Origin of the sequence: Horticoccus luteus (assembly GCF_019464535.1) — a bacterium.
Lineage (GTDB): Bacteria > Verrucomicrobiota > Verrucomicrobiia > Opitutales > Opitutaceae > Horticoccus > Horticoccus luteus.
Window position 1 is genome coordinate 633039 of record NZ_CP080507.1, and the last position, 16162, is coordinate 649200.

Annotated in this window: 11 protein-coding genes; 5 read left to right on the forward strand and 6 right to left on the reverse strand. The window is 62.8% G+C overall.

Annotated elements, in window-relative coordinates; all coding sequences use genetic code 11:
* The first annotated feature begins 13 nt into the window (after nucleotides 1-13).
* Entirely contained in the window at nucleotides 14-3976 is a 3963-nt protein-coding gene (locus K0B96_RS02565; protein WP_220163481.1) for a M4 family metallopeptidase, read from the forward strand.
* A 244-nt stretch (nucleotides 3977-4220) separates the two neighbouring features.
* Here K0B96_RS02565 and K0B96_RS02570 read toward each other — a convergent pair whose 3' ends face one another.
* Nucleotides 4221-5288, reverse strand: coding sequence for a phytanoyl-CoA dioxygenase family protein (locus tag K0B96_RS02570; protein WP_220163483.1), 1068 nt, complete (start codon nucleotides 5286-5288; stop codon nucleotides 4221-4223).
* A gap of 112 nt (nucleotides 5289-5400) precedes the next feature.
* On the opposite strand from K0B96_RS02570, the gene K0B96_RS02575 reads away from it, so the two are divergent.
* Nucleotides 5401-6150: an AraC family transcriptional regulator gene (locus K0B96_RS02575; RefSeq protein ID WP_220163485.1), complete on the forward strand. Its 750-nt coding sequence runs from the start codon at nucleotides 5401-5403 to the stop codon at nucleotides 6148-6150.
* A gap of 91 nt (nucleotides 6151-6241) precedes the next feature.
* Entirely contained in the window at nucleotides 6242-6493 is a 252-nt protein-coding gene (locus K0B96_RS02580) for a hypothetical protein (protein WP_220163487.1), read from the forward strand.
* A 62-nt stretch (nucleotides 6494-6555) separates the two neighbouring features.
* Here K0B96_RS02580 and K0B96_RS02585 read toward each other — a convergent pair whose 3' ends face one another.
* Nucleotides 6556-7407, reverse strand: coding sequence for a TrmH family RNA methyltransferase (locus K0B96_RS02585; RefSeq protein ID WP_255558815.1), 852 nt, complete (start codon nucleotides 7405-7407; stop codon nucleotides 6556-6558).
* Nucleotides 7408-7578: 171 nt separating this feature from the next.
* On the opposite strand from K0B96_RS02585, the gene K0B96_RS02590 reads away from it, so the two are divergent.
* Together K0B96_RS02590 and K0B96_RS02595 are read left to right on the forward strand one after the other, a co-directional pair.
* Nucleotides 7579-9585, forward strand: coding sequence for an aldo/keto reductase (locus K0B96_RS02590; protein WP_220163497.1), 2007 nt, complete (start codon nucleotides 7579-7581; stop codon nucleotides 9583-9585).
* A gap of 106 nt (nucleotides 9586-9691) precedes the next feature.
* A complete protein-coding gene (locus K0B96_RS02595) occupies nucleotides 9692-10933 on the forward strand; it encodes a hypothetical protein (protein ID WP_220163499.1) in 1242 nt (413 codons plus the stop codon).
* A 29-nt stretch (nucleotides 10934-10962) separates the two neighbouring features.
* Here the strand turns inward: K0B96_RS02595 and K0B96_RS02600 are convergent, their stop codons facing one another.
* The 4 genes from K0B96_RS02600 to K0B96_RS02615 all read right to left on the reverse strand — a co-directional run bounded on the left by K0B96_RS02600 (nucleotide 10963) and on the right by K0B96_RS02615 (nucleotide 15954).
* A complete protein-coding gene (locus tag K0B96_RS02600; RefSeq protein ID WP_220163502.1) occupies nucleotides 10963-11679 on the reverse strand; it encodes a hypothetical protein in 717 nt (238 codons plus the stop codon).
* A 486-nt stretch (nucleotides 11680-12165) separates the two neighbouring features.
* On the reverse strand, nucleotides 12166-13401 hold the full coding sequence (locus K0B96_RS02605; RefSeq protein ID WP_220163504.1) for an integrase core domain-containing protein: 1236 nt from the start codon (nucleotides 13399-13401) through the stop codon (nucleotides 12166-12168).
* 70 nt (nucleotides 13402-13471) lie between these two features.
* Nucleotides 13472-13903 (reverse strand): hypothetical protein, encoded by a 432-nt coding sequence (locus K0B96_RS02610; protein ID WP_220163506.1) that lies wholly within the window; start codon nucleotides 13901-13903, stop codon nucleotides 13472-13474.
* Entirely contained in the window at nucleotides 13900-15954 is a 2055-nt protein-coding gene (locus K0B96_RS02615) for an RHS repeat-associated core domain-containing protein (RefSeq protein ID WP_220163508.1), read from the reverse strand. Before K0B96_RS02615 ends, K0B96_RS02610 begins: the two co-directional genes overlap by 4 nt.
* Nucleotides 15955-16162: the final 208 nt, after the last annotated feature.

Genomic DNA, 16162 nt, shown 5'->3' on the forward strand with positions numbered 1-16162 from the left:
AACTCTTGCCGCCATGCGCACGGCGTTACGGGTGCACAACCCGACCGCGAACCACCGCCTTCAGAGTGTGCCAGTTAGGGCGCGCAATTTTCCGGCGCCGCTGGAACCGCAACTTTCCACGGCCCAGCGGAAAGTGCTTCAAAAGCTAAGGTGGGGTCCGGCTAAAGAGCTTATGTATCGAGGCGATGCCGCCGATGCCACGGTGCGCACCTTAGCGTCTCCGGCGTTGGCGTTGGGCAGTCCGGGCGGTCCTGAAGAGGCGGTGAGTGCGGTGATACGGTTTACGCAAACCAACAAGGAACTGTTCCTGCTCAGCAACCCGGCTCAGGAACTCGCAGTAACGACGATCGACGCGATCGACGGCTCGGGCTACGTGGTTCGGCTCCAGCAGCGTTACGATGGAATACCTGTCTGGCCGAGCGAAATAATTGGCAACGTGAGCGAAACCGGCGTGCTGACGGTTATTGCGGGAAGTTACATTCCCACGCCCTCGCTGGCTTCCACCCAACCGTCGATTGAGAAGGCCGAGGCGATCGAGGTTGCACTGGCGCGTGGGGGCTTTCCGGCGGCAGCCCAAGGGTTGACGACTGAAGCGAAGCTCGTGGTTTTCGGCGACAAAGGGAACGTCCCAGAGTTGGCCTATCACGTGACAATGGAGACGCCAGACGAGCGGCGGAGTACATTCGTCAGCGCGGTGACTGGACTGGTGCTTTTGAGCTACTCCGAGATCTGCGATGCGAGTGCCACCGGTTCTGGGGTAGATTTGCTTGGTGCGACTCGCACGTTAAACGTATCGACCAGTGGAGCATCCTACGTCCTCAAAGACACTTCAAAGGCGATGTATGTACCGGCGACCGGCAAGGGAGCGATTTCGATTTACGACGCTGGAGAAGTGGCTACCTCGAGTCCGCCTATTGGTGGTTCGGCGAATCTGAATGGCGGTTATGTGCCTGCAGCGGTCAGTGCAGCCTACAACCTTAGTCGTGTGTATGATTTCTATGCGGGCGCACTGTCCCGAATTTCCTTCGATAATCTAGGCGCTGACGTTATCGCCGTCGTCCGCGCCCGCAATGCCGACGGCACTACTCTCAGCAATGCTTTTTGGAATAGCCACTTTCTGACGTTTGGATCTGGTGATCGTTATCCTGCCGCTCTGGACGTCGTTGCGCACGAATTCACTCATGCGGTTACGGGATCTACAGCGCAATTGGTTTACCAAGGAGAGTCGGGCGCTCTTAATGAGAGTTTCTCCGACATCATGGGAGAAGCCTGTGAGGGATACATGACAGGAGCGGCCGACTGGTTGGTGGGCACTTCGCTCTTACGCCCGTCGCGGAGCCTGAGCGCCCCGGCTCTCTTTGGGCAGCCCGCCTCAATGTCAGGATATGTCAGGACGACTAACGACAACGGAGGGGTGCATATGAACAGCGGCATTCCCAATCACGCTTTTTACCTGTTGGCGGAAGGGCTAGAGGGCGGAGGCATTGGTATTACGGCAGCCCGCGATATCTTTTATCGTGCGTTGCGTACGAAGTTGACGTCGCGTTCCACGTTTTACGATCTGCGGAGCGCTTGCGTCCTTGCGGCAGGCGAACTTTACGGCGCGGGCGAAATCCAGGCCCAAAAAACAGGCCAAGCGTTCGACGCGGTGGAAATCTATGACGCGGCGAGCGTCGCAGAACCTCAGGATTTAACGCCGGTCAGCGGTGCCGATGCCTACTTATTCGTCTACAAGGAGCTCGACGGAAATTCCTATTTGAAGAGGCGCGAGGCGGCGCGGGGAGATGGCTCTGCCCTCGTTCCCATTTCCGCCCAACCGGTGAGTGTATCCACACGCGTTTCTATTACTGCGGACGGATCGACGGCGGTGTTTGTGAGCGCAACACATGATCTGGTGGCGGTTGGCACCGATGGCAGCTTCGACGAACGCGCCCGAGCTCCCGGCGTGTTTAACTCCGTTTCCATTTCGGCGGATGGTAAATACTTAGCCGCGATCGCGCGTGATCCGACGACAGGGCGCGCAGCTAACAAGCTCTTTTTCGTTAACCGTGATGATGGAGTGTCCCAAGCGATTGATCTTTACGCGCCCAGCATGGACGGACCGTCAGGCCTGCAATTGATCGCGGTCGACGAAGTGGATCTATCTCCCGACGGGCAAATTGCCCTTTTTGACGGGCTGGCGAGCACAACCCTAGGAGATGGCACAATGATAAAAGGATGGTCGATTTTTGCCGTCGATCTGCAAACTCTATCGATCTATTCTCTGGCCGGACCATATGCCGGTATTGATATCGGCAATCCCAGTTTCGGACGCGTCTCATCTGGTCGTGCGCTTCTTGAGTTTAATAGTCCGACATCTTCCGGGGTAATAGCAGTCGATTTGCTACATGGTGCGGTCGCAACGGTTAGCAGTTATAGCCCTGGTTCAATCTATTACGCGTATCCGCGCTATTCCGCTGCGGACGATTTCGTTGTCTTTACGAACGATTATTTTGATTTTGGCAGCCTTTCCTATCAGCCGCGGGTCGCCCGCATTTCTCTCCAGCCGGACAAAATTACCCCGAAAGGCGTGTCATCGGTCTTGAATGCTCCGGCCTATAGCGGGCTCAGTTACAGGCGTGGAGTTTTCGCGGGTCCACCGCTGCTCACAGTTTCAGTGTTGGCCACTTCGATCGGCAAAGGCCAATCCACCGCGTTTCGGATTAGCCGGATCGGCGGCGACCAAGCGATCCGAGTGCCGGTGTTATTTAAAGCTACCGGCACCGCTCGACCCGGCATTGACTTCAATCCTGTCCCTCTGGGCGTTGATCTCCCGGCTGGCTCCTCTTTTGTCGACGTGCCGATCAGTACGGCTTCAACCGTCAGCCCCGGGACTCGAACCGTTACGATGGCACTCGATCGGACGAGTTACTACTTGATCTCCGGCGATGGTCAGGCCGTGCTCGCCATCAACGGACCGCCCGAGATCGTTGTCGCGCCCGAAAGCCAGTTTATTGTCCAGGGCGGCACTGCGGTGTTCAACGTTGGGTTCATCGGTGGAGGCGTCACCTTCCAGTGGTATCACGACGGAACAATGATTGCGGGGGCCACTTCTGCGACGTTGTCCTTGGCCAATGTGCAGAAGGGCAGTGCCGGCTCGTATTGGTGCGTGCTGACGAACACCGCGGGCTCGACAAGCACGTCGGCGGTAGCTCTTTCGGTAACGCCGGCGGCGTATTTGTCGAACTTGTCGGTGCGGGCCAGCCTGCCGGCCGGCGAGACGCTCATCACCGGGTTTGTCGTGGAAGGCGGTGCGAAGCCGGTGTTAGTCCGCGCGGCCGGGCCGGCGCTCAATCGCTACGGCATCACGGGTTGCTCCGATCCCGGCCTAAAACTCTTCAACGCGATCAATACTTTGGTCGGTGAGAACGACGATTGGGACATGTCACTGGCGTCGGTCTTCGGCGACTTAGGCGCATTTCAGTTCGATGTCGGCAGCAAGGACGCGGCGTTTATGCCATCGTTTAACGGTCCGCACACCGTCCACGTATCCGGCGCCGCAACTGGCTTAGTGCTCGTTGAAGCCTATGATGCAGGCTCAAACGACGGCCGGGCCCTCGTCAACGTTTCGGCGAGATATCACGTAGGAACGGGTAGTGAAATTCTGATAGCCGGCATAGTCGTGGCTGGCGAGGGCTCACGGCAGGTTCTTCTGCGCGCTGTGGGGCCAAAGTTGGCAACATATGGAGTCGCGGATATCTTATCCGACCCGAAGCTGGAGGTGTATCGCGACGGGACTCTGATCGGATCGAATGATAATTGGGCATCGAGTCTCGAGTCGACATTCTCAGTGGTGGGTGCTTTTCCTCTCGAAACTGGGAGCAAGGATGCTGCGATGGTCCTCGAACTTGCTGCAGGCCGGCCCTACACGATCCAAGTATCTGGCGCAAATGGCGGGTCGGGTGAAGCGTTAGTGGAAGTTTACGCGTTGCCGTAGAATTGAGAAACCCTGGTATCGCGATGATCTTCGCCTAGCATTCTTCTGAGGAGTTAATAGTGCCGGCGGATGGGAGCCGCGGCGAGTGAGGCGCGGGGTGAGGGCACCCAGCCTGCAGTTGGATTTGGTTCGGACGGGGAGCGGGCTGATTATCTTCGAGCGGAGCGGCGGGGTGAGGGCACTGCGACTACACGGGAGGCTGAGATGACGGGGCCGGCCGTTTTTAAGAAATCGCTATATAATGTCAGTCGTCGTGCGCGAGGTGAGTGGGCGCGGGGGCGTGAACGGGGGCGGTGCGCTCGGTGGCGGCAGGGTAGGTGCGGGTGGTGCCGCCCCATTTGTCGCAGCCGCCTTCGCCGCTGGGGCGGACGGTGGGTTTTTGAATATCCGCGTAGCCGCGGTAGGCGTAGGGATCCTGGCCGGCGACGATGATGATGTCGCGGTAATCGTAGCGTGCGTTGTGCTGATCGTCAGGGGTCTTGCCCCATGGGAGAAACGATTCACAGCTCATGTAGTGGTTCACCAAGGCGCGGCGATAGGTGCCCTCGGGGGCGCGATTGGGCAGCGAGCGGTGCAACAGGTAGCCGTTGAAAAACACGACTGAGCCGGCGGCGACTTCGACGGGGACGGCCTGTTCGTCGCGATAGGGAAAGCCGACCGATTGATCGGAGCAATCGAAGCGGCGGTCGCCGTGCCACTGCTGCTCCCAGAGGATACCGGGGCGATGCGAGCCGGGCAGAACCCAGAGGCAGCCGTTGTCGATCGTGGCGCGGTCGAGGGCGATCCACGCGCCGGTCAGCGAGCGGTCGCGAGTGGGGATGTAATCTTCGTCCTGGTGCCAGGCCTGGCCGGGTTTGCCGGAGGCTTTGATGAAGAGCATCGATTGCATGAACTTCACGTTGGGGCCGATGACGTGGGTGAGCGCGGCGACGCTGGGCGCGTTGTGGATGGCGGCGGTCATGACCGCCGAACATTTGTGTGGGAAGTGGATGCAGAGGAAGCGGCGGAGGACGGAGTCGTCGAGCTCGGCTGGATCGGCGCGCGGGTGATCGGGCAACTCGCCGCGTTCGCCGCGGCAGATGAGGGTGGTCTCGCGTTTCAGGGTTTCGATTTCGGCGGCGGAGAACGCGTCCTCGAGCACGAGGTAGCCGTTGGCGGCGAAGAAGCGCTGGACGGCCGCGGGATCGGCGTCGGGCGAGAAGTAGCCGGTCGGGCGGACGGCGGGAAAATCGCTGCGGCGGGTGCCGGCGAAACCGCCGGTGTCAACGACGAGGGAAGGGGCGGCGGGTGTTTCCAAGATTGCAGAGCTCATGCGAGGGCATACCTATTAGCACACAATGCCGCGTGCCGGTAGCCTTGGCGGGCTCAAAAACATACCTAAAAGTCTTCGCAGCGCGCGTTCGCCGCGGGTGTATTTCGGCGATGTGATCTACGAACCGGGAGGGACGTGCGGGCCGCGGGTGCAGTTGGATTACCAATTGGTGGTCGTGCTGGAAGGTGAGGCGCGAGTGGACGTCGATGGCCGCGCGCGCCGCGTGGCGGCCGGCGAGGTGGGGTTGTTTCGGCCGGGCGGAAGGGAGTTTTTTCAACTCTCGCTCGCACAAAAGACGCATCACACGTGGTGCGCGGTGCATCCGGCGGTGGTGGGACGGGATCTGGCGGAGGCGTGTGGGCGGGCGCCGGCGGTGGTGCGCGTGACGCGCCGCTTCGAGCAGTTGATGGAGTTGGGGCTGGGCTTGCCGCGCGACACGGGCGAACACTCGCCGGGACTCGCGGAGGCATTGGGGCTGGCCGCGTTGCACGAGTATGTTTTTAGCGCGACCCGGCAGGCGCGGGGCGAGACGGAGGAGCCGGACGCGTTGCGGCGGGTGCTCGAGTGGATCGGCCAGGCGGGGGAGCACGCCGTCGACCTGCCGACGCTGGCGGCGGAGGCGTGCGTCTCGCGGGCGCAGTTGGTGAAACTGTTTCGCGAGCATCTGGGGACCACGCCGATCCGATTTGTGTGGGAAACGCGCACGCGGCGCGGGGCGCAAATGTTGCGCGAGACGGGGTTGACCGTGGGCGAGGTGGCGTATCGCTGCGGGTTCCAGACGCCGTTTCATTTTTCGCGCTGGGTGAAGGAATTGTTTGGGGTGGCGCCGCGCGCGTTGCGGGCGCAGGCGTGGCGCGGGTGAGGCAAACGAGGGCCGCGCGGAGGAGCGGCGAGTTTGCATTTGCCGAGGTCGGAGGAGCGGACCATATCAGGCGGTTCCACTCGCCGCCACCATGCTCAAAGCCGTCTTTCGCACCATCGCGTTTCTCGCGATTCTTTTCATCATGCTCTATGTGGGCATGAACAACACGCACGACATCAAGTTCTTCTTCCCGCTCGCGGGGACGACGGAGAAAACGCCCATTCACGCGTCCGCGGCGTTGATTTATTTCGGGGTGTTCGCGATCGGCGTGCTGGGCGGCACGGTGCTGACGGTGGGCACCGGCAGCGGCCGGGGCGGGCGCTCGGCGAGCAAAGCAAAGTAAGGCGGCACGCGCGGGCGTCGTCGGAGGGCCGCGAGGCCGGTCGACGGCGCGGTGGGCGTGGTTTAGCGCAAGCAGCGCCGCAGATTGTCGCAGACGATCGCGGCGGCGAGGGCGGCGTTGAGCGATTCGGCGCGGCCGTGGCGGGGGATCGTGAGAAACTCCGTGACGAGCGCGCGGACGGCGGGGGAGAGCCCGCGGCCTTCACTGCCGATCACGATCACGGCATCGCGAGGCGGCGCCCACGTGTGCACATCCGTGCCGGCGAGATCGCAGCCGAAGATTGCTGCGGACGTGGTGTCGAGAGCGGCCGCGAGGTCGACGGTGCTGACGCGCACGCGGGCGAACGAGCCCATGCTCGCGTTAATCGTTTTTTGGTGAAACAGGTCGGCGCAGTCCGCCGAGAGCAGCACGCGGTCGAGGGCAAACCAGTCGGCGAGGCGCAGGAGCGTGCCGACGTTGCCGGGATCCTGCACGCCGTCGAGTGCCAGGGTGAGGCCGCGATCAAGTTCGCGTGGGGCGAGGTCGAGGCGGCGCAGCGGGCCGACCGCGAGAATGGTGGAGGGCGTGGGAAAATGGCTGGCGCGCGCCATCTCGTCGGGCGTGATGCGGGTGACGGTGGGGTTGCGGGGTGAGGGCACCCCGCCCACAGGGGGCTGCGTGGGGGTGGACGGTTGTGAGGTAAGTTCGGAGGTGGGGCTGCGGGGTGAGGGCACCCCGTCCACATCCGGAGGCGTCAGCGTGAGGGATGGCGGTTCAGGCCAATCGGGGGTGGCGTAGAGTTCGGTGAAAACGGTGCCGGCGGCGAGTAGTTCGCCGACGACTTTTTCGCCTTCGACGACGAACGAGCCGAGCGCTTCGCGGTGTTTCTTTTCGCGCAGGGAGCGGAGGCGCTGGACGGCGGCTTTGGTGAGCACGGCGCAGCATGGAGCGGCGCGAGCGGCGGCGGCAAGCGCGACGACTAGCGGCCGGCGGGCGCGCGTGGTGGCGGTAAAGCGTGAATGTTCGCGCGCGGGCGAGGCGTTTTGTGCGGCGGTTGCTTGCAGTGGCGGCGCGGGGCGTTTCATCGTGCGGGCGTTACCCAACCTATGAAAACTTCCCTCCAGTGGGGCATCCTGAGCACCGGGCGGATCGCGGGCATTTTCGCGCGCGGTGTCGCTCATTCGCAATCCGGGCAACTCGCCGCCGTCGGCAGTCGCTCCCTCCCGGCGGCGAAGAAATTTGCGCAGGAATTCGGGGTGGCGCGGGCGCACGGCAGTTATGAGGCGCTCCTCGCGGATCCGGGCGTGGAGGCGGTTTATATTGCGACGCCGCATCCGCTGCACGTCGAGTGGATCGTGCGGGCGGCGGAGGCGGGGAAACATGTGTTGTGCGAAAAGCCACTCGGACTGAATTACGCGGAGGCGATGGTGGCGGAGGCGGCGTGCCGCGCGCATGGCGTGGTGTTGATGGAGGCGTTCATGTATCGATGCCATCCGCAGACGGCGAAGGTCGTGGAGCTCGTGCGCAGCGGCGCGATCGGGGCGGTGCACGCGGTGCAGGCGACGTTCAGTTTCGATGCGGGCTTCAACGCGGAGCACCGGCTGTGGAGCAACGCGCTCGGTGGCGGCGGCATGCTGGATGTGGGCTGCTATCCGGTGTCGTTCGCACGGTTGATTGCAGGTGCGGCGGCGGGGCAGGCGTTTCTCAATCCGGTGCAGGTGAGTGGCGCCGCGCAACTGCACCCGGAGACGGGCGTGGATCTTTACGCGGCGGGGACGATGAAGTTTGCGACCGGGTTTATCGCGCAGGTGGCGGCGGGGATCAGTCTCGGGCAGGATTCGTCGGCGCGCATTTACGGGCGCGAGGGGTGGATTCATGTGCCGTCGCCGTGGATTCCGCCGAGCGAGGGCGAGGTGGGGAAAATCTTTGTGCACAAAGGCGGCGCGGTGGAGGAGATCGCGGTCGCCACGCCGGAGCATCTCTACGGGCTGGAGGCGGACGCGTTTGCCGCGGCGCTCGCGCGCGGCGCGCAGGATGTGCCGCAGATGAGCGTGGCGGATACGCTGGGCAACCTGGCGGCGCTCGACGCGTGGCGCGAGGCGGCGGGACTCGTTTACGAGAGCGAGCGGCCGGAGACGTTTCTGCACACGCACACGCGCCGGCCTCTGGCCAAGCGCGCGGACGCGCCGATGCGTTACGGACGGATCGAGGGGCTCGCGTTGCCGGTGTCGCGACTGCCGATGGGCTGCGACAACCAGACGACGATGGCGCACGGCGCGGCGGTGTGGGACGACTACGTCGAGCGCGGCGGCAACACGTTTGACACGGCGTATGTTTACGGCGGCGGGTTGCAGGAGAAGCTGCTCGGGCAATGGATCCGCAACCGGGGCGTGCGTTCGCAGGTGGTCGTGATGGCCAAGGGGGCGCACACGCCGTTCTGCACGCCGGAGTGGCTGACGCGTCAGCTCGAGGAATCGATGGCGCGGCTGCAAACCGACTACGTGGACTTGTATCTCATGCACCGCGACAATCCCGAGGTGCCGGTGGGCGAGTTCGTCGACGTGCTCAACGCGCACGTGCGCGCGGGGAAAATCAAGGTGTTCGGCGGCTCGAACTGGACGATCGAGCGCATGGCGGCGGCGAACGAGTATGCGCGGCGCAAGGGCGTGCAAGGCTTCGGGGTGTTGAGCAATAATTTCAGTCTCGCGCGGATGGTGGACCCCGTGTGGGGCGGTTGCATCAGCGCGAGCGATGCGGCGACGCGGCGGTGGCTGACGGAGACGCAGACGCCGTTGCTGGCGTGGTCGAGTCAGGCGCGCGGATTTTTCACGGAGCGCGCGGGCCGCGACAAGCTCGGCGACGAGCAGCTCTCGCGGTGCTGGTATGCGGAGGACAACTGGCAGCGGCGCGAGCGGGCTTACGCGTTGGCGAAGGAGAAAGGCGTTTCGCCGATCAACATCGCGGCGGCGTATGTGCTGCACCAGCCGTTCCCCACGTTTGCGTTGATCGGTCCGCGGGTGATCAGCGAGACGGTGAGTTCAATGCCGTGCCTCAAGGTGAGCCTCACGCCGGAGGAAGTGGCGTGGTTGAACCTCGAGCGCGACACGGTGTAAGCGCGCGAGCAGGGAGGCGCTGACGCGTTCCGCTCCGGCGGAACGCGGGCGAGCGCGGCGGCGATTTGGGTTTGGCGGCGGCGCGGGCGACGCACAGAATGGAGGCATGACATGCTTTCGTTCGCTGGCGCTGATTCTCATGTGGGCGGCGTTGTCGGCTGGCGCGATGCGTGGCGCCGAAGTGCGGGCGGTGGCATCGCCGGAGCGGTCAGCACCATCGGAGGTGAGGAGCGCGGCAACCGTCGATCACTCGCCGGCGGCGCCGGTGGCGCAGGCGTTAACGGCGGTGACGGGGATCGCGATTTCGCCGCTGTTGGGGACGAGCGCGTATGGCGCGTATCAGTGGTTTCGGGCGAAGGACGACGCGGCGCGAGCGAAGCTCCCGTGGTTCGCGCAATGGTATTTTTTTGCCCCGGCGCTGCTGCTGGTCGGCGCGTGTGCGGCGAAGGACGCGCTCGGAGCGATTGTGCCACCCGGGTTGAAGAAGCCGTTGGATATGCTGGAAACCGTGGAGAATAAAATCAGCGGGCTGATCGCGGCGGGAGCGGTCGTGCCGATTCTGATGATGACGGCGGCGCAGGCGGGACAATCGACGCCGGTCGCGGCGGGCGGCGGCGGAGCAAGTGCGCTGGCGATGGTGCATTTCGGCGCGGCCGACGGCCGCTGGCTCCTGGGCGCGGCGGCGGTGGCGGTGGCGATCGTGACTTTCGGTTTCGTGTGGATGGCGTCGCACGCGATCAACGTGTTGATTTTGCTGAGCCCGTGGGGGGCGGTGGACGCGGCGTTGAAGAGTTTGCGCACGGGGCTCATGGGGCTGCTCGCGTTGACGGCGATCATCAACCCGTGGGCGGGCGCGGCGCTCGCGGTCGCGATCATCGTGGTGGCGTATTTTCTGGCGGGCTGGGCGTTCCGGCTGACGACGTTCGGGTCGGCGTTTTGCTGGGATTTCTTCACGCTGCGGCGCACGCGGTTTCACGTGGCGGACGAAGCGAACGCGATGTTTGCGGGCGGCAACCTGCCGGAGGTGCCGGCACGGACCTACGGACGGTTGCGGCGAGAGGAGGACGGCTCGCTGGTCTTTGCGTTCAAGCCGTGGCTCGTGCTGCCGGAGCGGCGGGTGCCGCTGCCGACGAACGCGTTGTATATTGGACGCGGGTTGTTCTTTTCGGCGATCGTGACGGAGGAAGGGCGTTCGTATCTACTCCTGCCGCCGCGGTATCGCGGACATGAGAGGGCGGTGCTCGATGTGTATAAATTCGTGTCGGTGCAGGACGCAGGTCTGCGGCGGGCGTGGAGTGTGCTGGGCGAGCTGTTTGGCGGCGCGGCGGCGAAGACCCAAATCATGTGACGTGCCGCGGCAGGAGCGGCGGGCGCGCGTCACTGCGGCGCGTGGATCGTACGGGATTTCGACGGGACGACGGCGGGAAAAGGCACGCCGAATAACGCGGGGTGTTCCTGAGCGCTGCGATCGGCGTCGGGCGCGAGATGGCGAAAGACATCGTCGAAGCGCAGGCTGCACTGGAGGCGACGCTGTGTTTTGCTGTCGATCTTGGGATTGAGCACGAAGACGCACTCAGTGAAGGGCGGTTCGCGTTTCATCCGGGCGGCGGCGGCGCGCGCCTGCTGGGGTGTGAGGGAGCGGTCTTTGATGACGGCGTCGAGGCGGGCGAGATCGGCGCGCGTGACGGGCCCCCAGAGCTTGCGCCATGCGGCGGGATCGATGCGCGGCGCGACGATGTTGACGAAGCGCTTGGCGTCGCCCTCCTGTTGCCAATAGCCGATGACCAGCATGAAGGACTCGGCGATATCGAACTGGCGCAGCGCATCGCCGAGATCGACGGGTGTGTGGAATTTCGTGGCTTTGGGATTAACGGGGACGCCGCCGTAGCGTTTGTTGGCCGACGCCGGGATATCCCACTTTTGTGTATAGCTCGGCGGGCGGTAGCCGTCGAAAAAGGTGTCGTCGACCCAGCGCTCGAACACGAGCCCGTGGTGCTGCACTTCCTGGGCCGGGGTGAAGGTGGCGGACGCGAGGCACGCCAGCGCGAGGGCGAAAAAGAAGAGCCGGAGACGGCGGGGCGGGGAGCGAACCATGGGGGCAGGGCAACTCAAGCAAACGGCGCTTTGGGGGCAAGCATCTGAAGGGACGCCGGCCGATCATATGATTTTTACCAAATGGCGCACGTAAGAGCGCTGGGCGAAATGCCTGGAAAAGCAGGTTGCCCAAGTCGGGAAGCGACTTCCGACTTCGAGTCGCACCCATGCAAGGAAGCGTGGAAGCTCGCTTGGGACAGGCAGGTGGGGAGGCCTCGGGTGCCTCCCTCGCATGGCTGGCAACTCAACAAGGAACAGAAATGCCGTCACCCCGATCCTTTTCGCTCTCTGCCGAGCGCGTTGTTATAGCGCAAAGTTTGACCCCTGTTTCAATGCCGCTGTCGCAAGTTGTCAAAAGTCAAGACATGAGGTTGGTGGCTTGGTCTCCAAGCAAACGGGTATGATCCGGTGATAGGTAACAAACTATCCGGAGTGATAGGTGACACTTTTTGTTGATAGGTTGGAAGGGTTGGAGGCCAAGTATATTTAAGGGGAGGGTTTAAGGGAGGGGGCTTGGCTCCCTCCCTTTTCTGGATGGATCGGGCGGAAGGGAGCGACGTAGGCGGTCGGTTTGAAGCGGCCACCTTCGGCATCAAAGCGCAGATGGCCGAGCAGGATATTGGCAAAATGCAGTTCCGTCTGGCCGTCGGGAGCACGGCGCAGGCCCACGCGTTTGCCGGCGAAGGCTTCGCCGAGGTGGTAGTTCTTTCCTTCGTGGGCGACATGGCCGCTGGTGCTGACCACCTTCACCTCGAACTCCGGGGCATAGACGATGGGTTTGTCGTGCTCGTTCAAGCGTCGGGTGCTGGGACGGTAAACCTCGGCCGGACGTTGCAGGTTCAGCGCCTCGTGCGGTCGTTCGTGGTTGTAGGTGTGCCGCCAGCGCTCGAAGCGGCGCTGCTGGGCGGTGAAGGTGGGCGAAGGAGGTTGGGTGGCCTCGGCCTTGAGATCGCGGTGCATGCGCTCGTGCGAGCCGTTGTCCTGTGGCGAGGCCGGGCGGGTGAACTCGACTTCGATGCCCTGCTCAATCCACCACACGCTCAAGGCGGAGAGCCGGCCCAGCCCGGTCGAGGCGAAGGGCGATCCAAGGTCCACCCGGATGATCTCGGGCAGGCCGGTCTGGCGCATGAGCGCCCGGAAGGTGCCCAGGGTCCGGCGGAACTGCTGGTCGGGCTGGCCCCGCACCGCCATGACGTAATGGCTGTAGCGGTCGCAGATGGTCAGCGGATCGCAGCGCTGGTTGTTGCCGAGCAGGAACCAGCCTTTGAAGTCCACGGTCCAGACCTGATTGGGCTGATTGGGCACCGTCAGCGCCTGGTTGAGGGCGGGATAAACCCCGGGCCGACGGCGGCGCTTCACGCTCTGCCCGTGCCGCCGCAGGATCTCGCCGATGGTGCTGCAAGCCGGTGGCCGTTCCACCCCGTGCTTGGTCTCCAGCAAGTCCTGGATCTTTTTCGGCCCCCAGGTCCGGTGCAGGCGACGCTCCGCCAGGACCAGCTTCTCGATCTGCGCGTCCGTGCGCTGCGGAAAACGGTGCGGGCGGTGGCTGCGCGGGCTCAAAGCCGCCAGGCCGCCTTCGGCGTAGCGTTCCAAATGCTTATAGGCCGTCTTCCGGCTGATGTTAAACTGCTCGCACAGATCCGTGATCGTGAACCGATCGGTCTGCGCCAAGCTGACGAAACGAATGATCTCTTCCATTGGGGTGGTGGTTTTCCACGGCATAGTGCCGCAGAGTGTAACCCATCACCCCGGATAATCTGTCACCTATCACTCCGGATCATACCTCCCAGGGTCATTTCTGGAGGTCTAGCGATTCCAAAAGAGTGAAAGAAGTAACATCCTCAAGCTGGGCAAAAAACTGTTCAAAAGTGCCCGCAGTCTGGTTGACGAATCGACCTTCAATCACTGCATCAACCAAGTGGCCTCGCTTGCCCTTTTCAGCGGATGATCCCGGCCTATTTGCACCAATCCACAAACTAAGAGGATGCTTGTCATGATCGAATGCGCGTCTTGATTCATACAAGGCAGATATTGGAGACTCTAGGACGTAAAAACCACGAACCCGAACAACTTGTCCATCGAGCTCAACACGACGTTGCCACAGTTCGCTTAAGGATACTGAGCCTTCAGCCTTACGTTGTGACATGCCCGAGAGTGCCGATGCGAAGATGCCCAAGCAAACAACACATAGAATCCAGAAGTTTGGCGTCTTGATCGATTTCATGGGTAAGTGCCAATGGTGCGTTGAGTGGTAGACCATCCTTGATCAGTCCTGACGCCGCTGAGAACTTCGACGGTTATCCCGCTTCCGCCGGTTGCTGTCCGTCCGACGTAAAGCAAGATCGGACGCTGAAAGTCGTTGGAAGCAGAGATTACTTGGGCGACATCTCCGTAAGCTCGCCCCGCAATCGTGTAGTTGCTGAAAGAATTGGCGGAAGGATGCGAATGATAGCCGCCAACGAATACCGTCCCGCCCGGCACACTATAGGAGATAGATGCACCTGGAGTGACTGTCTTCCCATCCTGGACGTATGGAACACCTCCACGAACTGGCGTCGTGAAACCGTAATAGGTTACCTCATCCCGAACGTAAGAGAATATCGCGCCACTATATTCGAGGTGCTGCGGATCCGCGTTCGTCATGCGCTTTGCCAAAACGGACATCACTCCGCCGGCAGCATCTGCCGACGTGAAATCTCCATATGATGCCTGGCCGTTCGCACCTGAGACGCCACCTCGGGTTCCAGCGACCGCGACACCTCCCTCTGAGGCGATGCTCATTCCACTGTTTGGGGCTGCCTCCGCCTGCACTTGCGCGGCGGACCGGGCTGCGGCCGCGAGTGTCGCCGTAGCCGGAGCCATCTTTACATATGTATCGGTTACGATCTCGTGTCCATTATACGTTACCCCGTTAGTCAGGGTCGCGAAAGCTGCCGCCGCTCCTGGCGTCAACGCTTTCACCTCGTTTCCATCGAGGTATATTAGTCCATTTTTTGCTGCGCTTTCGAGATACTTTCGAGCCTCGGCCTTCGCGACTCCTAGCGACGCAGCGGCCATTGACTGCTGCGCGAACGTTTCTGCCATCCCGTTGAGCTGCTGATCACTTACTCCCGGCCCTCCAATCTGAGTTCCTCCCGCCCCTCCCTGGCCGTTCTCAGCCCACCAGACGCTCGCTGCAACCGCCCACCCGCGCTCTTCGGGCGACATGGCAGTCAGTTGCGCGGAGTATTCCTCGACGGTAAGCATGCCGAGCAGATCGATGCCATTGACCGGGTTGTTATTGCAGAAGCGGTAGAGGTTCATGCCGCCTTGCTCCCCACTGGGGTCGCGGCCGAGGAAGCGGCCGAGAGACGGCGAATAATACCGCATGCCGTAGTAAACCAAGCCGGTCTCGTCGTCGGTGTACTTCGTGGAGAAGCGGAAGGGGTTGTTCTTCGCTTGCGCGCCCTCCGCGCGCAACGACTCGCCGTAGGGGCTGTATTCGTAAGTGGCAGACTGGGTGCTGCCGACAGCGGAGAGGGTGGCCACATTGCCGTTGCCGTCGTAGCCGGGCAGGTAAGCGGTGACCGCCGTGCCGGTGTGATCCACTTCCTGAAGCAGCGCACCAACTCCGCCGGTTGCCGTCAGGCTGCCCGCCTTGTCCAGTCCCCACGCATAGGTGCGTTGCCGGGTGCCGCTGCTGTTCAATTCCGCGATCAAGTTCCATCCTTGATAGATGAACCGCACGTCGCTTTCCAAGGACCAAGTGCTGCCGCTCCACTTTAAAACCTGCTTCACCGTGCGCCGTCCTGAGCTGTCGTAGCGAAACGTCACCCGCCGGCCCGGCAGCCCGACATTCATCGCCACCGTGCGCGTCTCCATCGCAGTCAGGCGGTTTTCTGCATCCCAGGTGTAGTGCCAGCGACCGTCGCAGGTCACGTTGCCATCGGCATCATAGGTGATTCCTTCGGCGACCCACGGCAGAAACGCCGCCAGCAGGGAGGGGATTTCCACGGTGCCCGCCTTCGCCGCCTTCACCGCGATGCTGCTGGTATAGGCCGGGCCGTCGTTGTTATTCAACGTCACGCCGCTCGCCCAGTAGTTGCCCTGCCGGTCGGCGATCGCACCGTTGACCAGCACCTTCGCGTCCGCATCGGCGGTGCCCGAGACCGGGATATACAGATTGGGCCGCTTCGTGATCTGGTTGAGGTTGTTCACCGTCGCCGTCGCCTTCAACTCGGGATTGTCGGTCGCATTCACCTCCGTGCGATTGCCGGCTCCGTCGTAGCCATACACAAACTGCCGGTCCGGCAACGGCGCGCTCGTCGACGTCACGCTCCGGCCCAGATAATTGCGGGCGGCCGTGAGCTCCCCCCGCGCATTGTAACTGTAGCGGTAATAGGTGTCGTTGCCGTAGTCGGCAAACGCGAACCCGGACTGCTGGGCCGTCGCCCGCTGCCCCAGCGCGTTGTTATAGCCGAAACTGCGAAGCCTGTCCCGATTC

Bases quoted from the DNA above. Each gene is read 5' to 3' on its own strand.
- K0B96_RS02580 (WP_220163487.1), top strand. From the start codon at position 6,242: ATGCTCAAAGCCGTCTTTCGCACCATCGCGTTTCTCGCGATTCTTTTC.
- K0B96_RS02565 (WP_220163481.1), top strand. From the start codon at position 14: ATGCGCACGGCGTTACGGGTGCACAACCCGACCGCGAACCACCGCCTT.
- K0B96_RS02595 (WP_220163499.1), top strand. From the start codon at position 9,692: ATGACATGCTTTCGTTCGCTGGCGCTGATTCTCATGTGGGCGGCGTTG.
- K0B96_RS02570 (WP_220163483.1), bottom strand. From the start codon at position 5,288: ATGAGCTCTGCAATCTTGGAAACACCCGCCGCCCCTTCCCTCGTCGTT.
- K0B96_RS02590 (WP_220163497.1), top strand. From the start codon at position 7,579: ATGAAAACTTCCCTCCAGTGGGGCATCCTGAGCACCGGGCGGATCGCG.
- K0B96_RS02610 (WP_220163506.1), bottom strand. From the start codon at position 13,903: ATGAAATCGATCAAGACGCCAAACTTCTGGATTCTATGTGTTGTTTGC.
- K0B96_RS02600 (WP_220163502.1), bottom strand. From the start codon at position 11,679: ATGGTTCGCTCCCCGCCCCGCCGTCTCCGGCTCTTCTTTTTCGCCCTC.
- K0B96_RS02605 (WP_220163504.1), bottom strand. From the start codon at position 13,401: ATGCCGTGGAAAACCACCACCCCAATGGAAGAGATCATTCGTTTCGTC.